The 259-nt window shown below is 68.0% G+C and carries 1 protein-coding gene; it reads left to right on the top strand.

Annotated elements, in window-relative coordinates; all coding sequences use genetic code 11:
- A partial coding sequence (locus ACNQ0T_RS24560) for an AsmA family protein (RefSeq protein ID WP_417930531.1) occupies positions 1–259 on the top strand: 259 nt, incomplete at both ends.

Genomic DNA, 259 nt, shown 5'->3' with positions numbered 1-259 from the left:
GCGCAGGGCCAGCCGGTCACCGGCAACGGGAAAATCGGCGGCATGCTGGCCCTGCGCAGCGCAAGCGCCCCCTTCCCATTGCAGGGCGACTTCCACTCCGGTAACACCCGGGTAGCGTTCAGCGGCACGGTCAGCGACCCGCTCAACGTCGGCGGCATTGACCTGCGGCTAAAATTCGCCGGTGACTCGCTGCGCGATCTCTATGACCTGACCGGCGTGCTGCTGCCGGAGACGCCGTCATTCTCCACCGACGGCCGCC

The organism is Enterobacter cloacae complex sp.6700776 (assembly GCF_048284255.1).
Taxonomy (GTDB): Bacteria; Pseudomonadota; Gammaproteobacteria; order Enterobacterales; family Enterobacteriaceae; genus Enterobacter; species Enterobacter intestinihominis.
Note: the sequence above shows the minus strand (reverse complement) of the source record. Positions and strands in the feature narration are given on the sequence as shown.